Origin of the sequence: Halorhabdus amylolytica (assembly GCF_004944975.1) — an archaeon.
Taxonomy (GTDB): Archaea; Halobacteriota; Halobacteria; order Halobacteriales; family Haloarculaceae; genus Halorhabdus; species Halorhabdus amylolytica.
This window is the reverse complement of the sequence record NZ_SPQG01000003.1, coordinates 279,573-287,012: the sequence shown is the minus strand read 5'-3', so window position 1 is coordinate 287,012 and position 7,440 is coordinate 279,573. Positions and strand designations below refer to the sequence as shown.

General features: G+C 64.2%; 7 protein-coding genes and 1 pseudogene. 4 read left to right on the top strand and 4 right to left on the bottom strand.

What is annotated here, in order from left to right; genetic code table 11:
* The 3 genes and pseudogenes from E3374_RS17575 to pyrH form a co-directional block, all read right to left on the bottom strand.
* Positions 1 to 456: pseudogene (locus E3374_RS17575) on the bottom strand (site-2 protease family protein); the annotation flags it as partial.
* A gap of 79 nt (positions 457 to 535) precedes the next feature.
* Positions 536 to 2,176, bottom strand: a complete 1,641-nt coding sequence (gene lysS, locus E3374_RS06130; RefSeq protein WP_136688166.1) for a lysine--tRNA ligase — start codon at positions 2,174 to 2,176, stop codon at positions 536 to 538.
* Between the two features lie 84 nt (positions 2,177 to 2,260).
* Complete coding sequence (gene pyrH / locus E3374_RS06125; protein WP_136688164.1) at positions 2,261 to 2,950, bottom strand: UMP kinase; 690 nt, start codon at positions 2,948 to 2,950, stop codon at positions 2,261 to 2,263.
* Between the two features lie 323 nt (positions 2,951 to 3,273).
* Between pyrH and E3374_RS06120 the strand changes: the two genes are divergently transcribed.
* Complete coding sequence (locus E3374_RS06120; protein WP_136688162.1) at positions 3,274 to 3,534, top strand: DUF7123 family protein; 261 nt, start codon at positions 3,274 to 3,276, stop codon at positions 3,532 to 3,534.
* Positions 3,535 to 3,659: 125 nt separating this feature from the next.
* Positions 3,660 to 4,808, top strand: coding sequence for a site-2 protease family protein (locus E3374_RS06115; RefSeq protein WP_136688161.1), 1,149 nt, complete (start codon positions 3,660 to 3,662; stop codon positions 4,806 to 4,808).
* A 65-nt stretch (positions 4,809 to 4,873) separates the two neighbouring features.
* On the opposite strand, the gene thiL is transcribed toward E3374_RS06115, so the two are convergent.
* The gene (gene thiL, locus E3374_RS06110) at positions 4,874 to 5,749 is read right to left on the bottom strand and encodes a thiamine-phosphate kinase (protein WP_136688160.1); all 876 of its coding nucleotides are present in this window, start codon (positions 5,747 to 5,749) and stop codon (positions 4,874 to 4,876) included.
* A 93-nt stretch (positions 5,750 to 5,842) separates the two neighbouring features.
* Here thiL and E3374_RS06105 point away from each other — a divergent pair, with 93 nt between their 5' ends.
* Positions 5,843 to 6,868 (top strand): lysylphosphatidylglycerol synthase transmembrane domain-containing protein, encoded by a 1,026-nt coding sequence (locus tag E3374_RS06105; RefSeq protein ID WP_136688158.1) that lies wholly within the window; start codon positions 5,843 to 5,845, stop codon positions 6,866 to 6,868.
* 82 nt (positions 6,869 to 6,950) lie between these two features.
* Positions 6,951 to 7,412 (top strand): 30S ribosomal protein S19e, encoded by a 462-nt coding sequence (locus tag E3374_RS06100; protein ID WP_136688157.1) that lies wholly within the window; start codon positions 6,951 to 6,953, stop codon positions 7,410 to 7,412.
* The last annotated feature ends 28 nt before the right edge of the window (positions 7,413 to 7,440 follow it).

Genomic DNA, 7,440 nt, shown 5'->3' with positions numbered 1-7,440 from the left:
GCCCATCGAGTCGATCTCGATGTCCTCGACCCGACAGAGCAGCCCGTGGCCACCTTCGTGGATGATCATCGCCACTGCTAGCCCGAAGATTATTTCCGGGGCTGCCGACAGCGGCAAGAATTCGTTGACTCCCGGCAACACCAGTGCGTCCGTCGGCGTCCGGATCGGGTTCGCCTCCGGGCGTCGAAATCCGGAGATGCCGGAGAAAACGATCGTCAGGAACATCCCGACCATCACGAGCAGGGCGAATCCCAGCCCCACGTTCGCCCAGGCCCGAAAGAACCGCCGGTGGCGCGCCAGTCGATCGAGCAGCGCCTTGCCGCGCTGCGTGTGGAGGGTGGTGATCGGCCCGGAAACGTGCAGCGAGGACGGCAGGTATCCCCATCGCTGGGCCGCCATTGCGACGACGGAGTAAGCGAGGACCCCGATCAGGACCAGCGTCAACGTGTCGACCATCTATCGGGCCCGATGGCTCAGGCCCCTATGAAAATTCCGTTCGACACGTTGTTCTACGCCACGGCGTGACGGCCGAAATTCACCGCTCGCGGCGGAGCCGATCGACCACGAACTCCCGGTCGAGTTTCGCGAGGAACGGCCCGAGTTTTGGCCCCTCTTCTAAGTCGAACAGGAGCCGGTAGCCGGCGGCGAAGAAGTCGCCGACGTCCAGGTCGTGGGACTCGGCCAGTTCGTAGATCCGACCCTGAATCGCCTCGCCATCCTGTCCCTCGGCGACAAAGTCCGCGAGTTCGTCGAGAGCAGCTTCGGTGTCGGCGTCGAAGTCCACGGCCGGGATCTCCTCTCGTTTGAGGTCGTAATTGAACTCGTTGTCCGTGCGTCGTGCCCACTCGCGTGCACTCTCGACGCGAGCGAGGGCCTCCTCGATAGCCCACTCCGGAGCATCGTCAGGAATATGCCCCTCGCGGCGGGCGATCTCCTCACGGAGATCGGGATCGTCGGTCATCCCGAGAACCGCCGCGAACGTGTAGGGGATGCGGACGCGTTCCGCCCGCAGGTCGTCGACGACGGTCGGGTAGGCGGACTCGGCGCGTTCGCGTTCCTCATCGCTGGCCTCGATCTCGTCGAAGTAGACGGCCTCGAAGCGATCGAATTCGTCGACCAACTGGTCGAGATGGGCCACGTCGAAGTCCCGCTGCTTCCGGGGGTCCTTCACGAAGAAGTACCTGAGGACTGCGGGTTCGAGCATCGAAAGCACCTCGGCGGCAGTGATGACGTTGCCCGACGACGAGGACAGAGCGTCGCCGTTGAGCGTGAACCACTCGTAAACCATCGGAACCGGCGGCTCGACATCGAAGATCCCCTCGGCGATGGCGACGCCCGAGGGCCAGGATCCTTCGGCGTGGTCCTTCCCGAACGGCTCGAAATCCACGTCCAGGACAGACCACTGAGCCGGCCACTCGAAGCGCCAGGGGAGTTTCCCCTCTCGAAGGGTTACCTCGCCCTCGTGGCCGCACCCCTCGATCGTCTCGTCGCCGACCGTCACGTCCCGACACTCGTAGGCGACCGTGCCGGCCTCGGGGTCAACGTCGACGATCCCGTCGGTCAGGACCCCACAGGACCGGCACTCGGCCTGGAAGGGAACGTATCCCTCGTCGACGCTTGCCTGATAGTCGGCGAGAATCTCCCGCGCCCGCCCCCGATTCGACAGAACGTGTCGCGTGACGTCTTCGAATTCGCCTCCGGCGTACAGTTCGGTGTTCGAGACAACCTCGATCGGGATCCCAAGTAACTCCGCACTCCTTGCCAGTAGGTTCGTGAAGTGCGCACCGTAGGATCCACAGCAGCCGAAGGGATCCGGGATCGAGGTGTAGGGCTTGCCGAGGTTGCGTCCGAGCGCACCCGCATCGACCTCGCCGAGACCGACGACGTTCCACTCGAGATCGGCGAGTTGCCGCGGAACCTTCCGGAGGCGGTCCCTGTCGTCGGCGGTGAAGACCTGCCGGACCTCGTGGCCACGATCGCGCAGCACTTCGGCGACGACGTACCCGCGGACGATCTCGTTGAGGTGACCGATGTGTGGCACGCCCGAGGGCGAGACGCCTCCCTTGATAACGATCGGTTCGTCGGGGTCGCGCGTTTCGATAGTGTCGGCAACGGCGTCTCCCCAGAACGCACGATCGCTATCGTCTATCGTCACGTAGGGATCATGGTCACTCATAGCCGAACACCCGCGATCGATACACCGGGAACCGCGTGATTACGTTGTATTTCATAGTAAACACCGGGTCGGGCCACCCGATCGTCAGCTCTCGTTCGGGACGATCTCCGTCCCGTCGTGGTCGTCGTTCTCGACCGCGCGGACGATCCGACGCGGGTCACTGCCGTCGAGGACGATCGCCCGGATGCCCGATCGTTCGATGAGTTTTGCGGCGAGAAGATCGACCGGAGCGTTGCTACCGGCGTTCATCTCGATGCCCGCAATGACGTTCACAAGGTCCGAGACACCGATTTCCGTGAATTTCGAGGCGTCGGGGTCGGTGTCGGGGTCTGCACTGAACACGCCTGGGACGCTCGTCGCGTAGACCAGCAGGTCCGCATCGACGTACTCGGCGAAGGCCGCGCTCACCGCGTCAGTCGTTTGCCCGGCGACGACTCCGCCGAGTACCGGCAGATCGCCCCGCCGGAGCGCGTTGCGACCTTCCTCGTAGGTTTCGACCGGCTCGGGGGCCGCCCGCTGCCCGAGCGCCGCGATCAGCAGCCGGGCGTTCAGCCGCGTCGCGGCGATCCCGACGTGGTCGAGTTCCATCTCGTTTGCGCCGAGTTCTCGGGCCGCGTCGATGTACTCCCGGGCGACGGTTCCGCCGCCGGTGACGACGCCGACCTCGTGATCGGCGGCAAGCAAGTCTACCAGGGCGTCGGCGTGGGCGGCAACGCGATCAGCGTCGAGATCCGGAGCGAGCACGCTACCACCGATGGAAACGACGACTCTCATTGCCCCGCCGTAACCCCGATTCGGTCTTAAGGGTTGTCAAGCGACGTGGCGCGCCGTCGGACCCCTGTCAGACAATGACCTCCGGATCACGCCGGTCCGCCTCCGAATAACGACCGATGACCGGAGAATCGTGGCTCGATAAATACTATACTAAAAGAGGTGAAATAATCGATTAGATAGGGAAATAAAACGTTTGAGTGCAATCTAGGCCATTATGAAATGTCGCATTGACCTTTCCAGATCGCTAAAACGTCACGAAGTCGAACGAAGCTTCACCCCTATATATACCCATCCGGTCGAAAGAAGGGAGTGAGGTGACACAGATGAGTACAAGAACCCAGCCCTCCGGGGAACAGTTCGACGAGTCGACCGCCAGCAAGGAAGAGCGGTTGCGATCGTTCCTCAAACAGAAAGCTGCGGACGGGGAGATGTACTTCAAGAGCAAGTTCATCGCGGACGAGGTCGACCTCTCTCCCAAAGAGATCGGAGCGATCATGGTGAAGTTGCGTGATTCGGCTAGCGATCTGAACGTCGAGAAGTGGTCGTACACGAGCGCGACTACCTGGCGCGTCGAGCCTGCCTGAGAGTCCACCACTACGTTCCAGGTCTCCGGCTTCGCCCGGTTGGTCCTCTCGGCCGCGCCCGCGCCCGTGTCCGTGCTCCCAGGGCGTCGGTGTTTTACGTCCCAAACCCCTGAACAGGCACAGGAATGCCTGCCGAGGAGTCGTCGAACTCGCCCCCTGGACCCGCGACGCTGTCGTCGGTCTTTCACGTCTATCGCGTCGAACGCGACGGCGAAGCGGTCCGCTACGTCGGAGAACCGTTGATCGCCCCCGGAAACGTCGCCGACGAGGTCGCCCCCGCCTTCGCCGAACGCGGGTACGATGTATCGGTGACCAAACGCCACGATCGCGACCGACGTGGCGCCCCAGCGCCGTACGCGGTCGTCGCCGAACCCCGATCAACCGGCATCGACGGGATCCCGTGGGGAAACGTCGTCATGTTCGTTCTCACCGTCGCGACAACCCTCTATGCGGGGACGTGGTGGTATCAGATCGACCTGGCCCAGAACCCGCTGAACCTGCTCCGGGCGTGGCCCTTCACCGCTGCCGTGCTGGGCGTCCTCGCGACTCACGAACTAGGCCACTACGTGGCCAGTCGGTACTACAATGTCGACGCCAGCCTGCCGTACTTCATCCCCGTCCCGCCGCCGATCGGAACGATGGGTGCCATTATTCGCATGCGCGGTCGGATCCCCAGCCGAAAAGCGCTTTTCGATATCGGCGTCGCCGGCCCGCTCGCCGGCCTGGCCGCGACGGTCGTCGTCACGGTGATCGGTCTCCATCTGGATCCGATCGCCGTATCCCAACAGGCGACCGAGACCGCAGCCCAAGAGGGTGGGTACATCCGATTCAACGATCCACTGTTGCTCACGCTGTTGGCCGACCTGTCCGGGCAGCCAACCAGCTACGGCGGGGGATTGGCTGTCAGTCCTGTCGTCTTCGGCGGCTGGGTCGGTATGTTCGTAACGTTCCTGAACCTGATCCCCGTCGGCCAGCTCGACGGCGGGCACATTCTGCGGGCGACACTGGGACGACGCCAGGAGACGGTCGCCGCAGCCGTCCCTGGCGTGCTGTTCTCGCTGTCGGCCGGACTGTACTTCCTGACGGATTACACGCAGTCAGTGGTCCTGTGGGCGATCTGGGGTGTGATCGCCCTCGTCATGGTCCGAGCCGGATCGGCGACGCCGCTGCGAGAGGGTTCGATCGGCCCGTTGCGGTGGGGCGTCGCCGCTGTCACGTTCGTCCTGGGGGCGCTTTGCTTCATGCCCGTCCCCGTCGAGATCGTACTGGCGTGACGTGATACTGAGGAGGTACTGAGTAGCCGTGAGTCGCACTGCTCTCGTGCCCATGGAGGCCGCGGTCACTCTCCGTGCGTGTATCCCCGATCGGCCAGCACTTCGCCGTCGAGAGTGACGCCGCCGTCCGCTTCGACATGGCCGATCGGCGTCACGGCAACCGGTGATGCCTTGCGGGCCGTCGAGAGTTTGTCCGGATCGATCGCACTGACGAGTTCGAAGTCCTCGCCGAAGAACACCCCGAGTTCTCGCCGTTCGACATCGTCGGCCGCCACTTCTGTGACCACATCGTCGATCGGCAACGGAGACTCGACAGCGATACCCACGCCGCTGGCTTCGGCGAGTTGGTAGAGCGACCTGGCGAGGCCGTCGCTGGAGTCCATCATCGCGTTCGCGTGCGGGGCAAGTGCCCGGCCGGTGGCGACCCGCGGTTCGAACCGGAAGAGATCGTTAGCACGATCGATCTCGCCCTCGGCGAACAGTGCGATCGCGCCGGCGCTACGGCCGAGCGTGCCGGTCACGCAGACGACGTCGCCGGGTTCGGCGCCCGATCGGAGGACCGGCGCGTCGGTCCGACCGATCGCCGCCGTCGACGCCGAGAACTCGGGGTGCTCGTCGAGATCGCCGCCGACGTACTGACCACCGACCGCGTCACAGACGTCTATGGCCCCCTCGACGAACGCCAGCAGTTCCTCACTCTCGAATTCGCGAGCGGCGTAGACGGCGACCGCGGCGATCGGTTCGGCGCCCATCGCGGCGACGTCCGACAGCGAGGCGCCGACGGCCCGCCAGCCGGCCGTATATCGCGTCGTTCCGTCGGGAAAATCAGTCGAGGCATGAAGCATGTCGATCGTGAATACCAGATCCTCGACAACCGCCGCGTCGTCCCCGGTGGGAGCCAGTCGATCTGCGAGCAGTCCCAGTGCTGTCCGCTCGTCCATGGGTCGGCTTCGACCGGGAGCGTGAAACACTCGACGGTCGATTGTGTCCGGGTTTCGGTGGGTTCAAACCGACGCCCGTCGTGAAAGAAGAATATGAATGGCGACCGCCGAGCCACTATTGCGGGCTTTGCAGGGGCGGTTCTCGTCCTTGCGGTCCTGTTCTGGTTCGTCGGGATGGGAGAGATCGTTCGAACGCTCCGACGGGCCGAACCTCCGGTTCTGATCGCCGTCGTCGGGTTCTCGGGACTCTGGCTGGTGAGCTGGGGGATGTCCCTACATACGGTCCTGGGAGCGTTGGGTCATTCGATCAAAGCACGATCGGCGATCCTGGTGTTCAGTGCCGCGGTCTTCTCGAACAACGTGACGCCGTTCGGCCAGGCCGGCGGTGAACCTGTCTCGGCGTTGCTCATCTCAGAGGTCACGGACAGCGATTACGAGACCGGACTCGCCGCGATCGCCAGCGTCGACACGCTGCACTTCGTCCCGTCGATCGGCCTGGCGACCGTCGGCTTGGGAACGTTCGCGATTCGGACCGTCTCGCTCGGTCGCAACCTCCTGTTCGCTTCGATCGCCGTCGGAGCGTTGGCAGGGGTTTTTCTGGCCGGCGTACTGGCAGGCTGGCGGTATCGATACGAGATCGAACGATTTGTCGTTCGGTTGTTTACGCCGGCTATCCGGCGATTGTGGGACGTACTCCCTCGTCTCGACCCGCCGACACGAGAGGACATCGAGGAAGGCATCGAAGGGTTCTTCTGCTCGATCGACCGCGTCGCGTCGAGTCGACGGACGATCCTGCGTGCGTCACTGTACTCGACGCTGGGATGGCTATCCCTGTCGATGGCACTCTGGCTTTCGCTGGCTGCGATCGGATACGTGGTTCCGTTCGTCGCCACGCTCGTCGTGGTTCCGGTGGCGAGTATCGCGGCAATCACGCCGCTGCCGGGTGGACTCGGGGGGATCGAGACGGCATTCATCGCCTTGCTCGTCTCGACAACGGGCGTGGCCGCGTCCGTCGCCGGGGCGGCGATCGTGATCTACCGGGTCGCAACGTACTGGTTGCCGATCGTCCTCGGCGGGGCGGTCGCCGCAACGCTCGGTGCACGAAGACAACGTCCGTGAACCGTGACGCGATCGGCCACAGAGTGGGCGACACTGCTGGAAGACGATGCGCTTAAATGACGCCGCGGGGAAGAAACCGTCAATGGCAACACTCTACGACGTTCCGCCCGAGGATCTCGTCGACGCTCTGGCCGACGAACTCGCAGACGAAGACGCGATCGAAGCGCCCGAGTGGCTCACCTTCGCCAAGACGGGTGTCGGGAAGGAACTGGCACCCGAACAGGAGGACTTCTGGGAGACGCGGGCCGCGAGTCTCCTCCGAAAGGTCGCCGTCGACGGGCCGATCGGCGTCGGTAGCCTCGCGACGGCCTACGGCGACACCACAGACGGCTCGAACCGGTACCGGGTCAGTCCTCCGAAGCAGGCGGACGGGAGTCGTAACATTATCCGGACCGCCCTCCAGCAGTTGGAGTCGGTCGGGTACGTCCAGACGGCCGAGGGCGAGGGGCGACGGATCACCCCGGACGGACGGGCTCTCCTCGACGAAATCGCGACGGATGTCTTAGAAGACCTCGACGATCCGGAACTCGAACGCTACGCCTGAGACTCACGTCACCTGTCACGACCCGCGA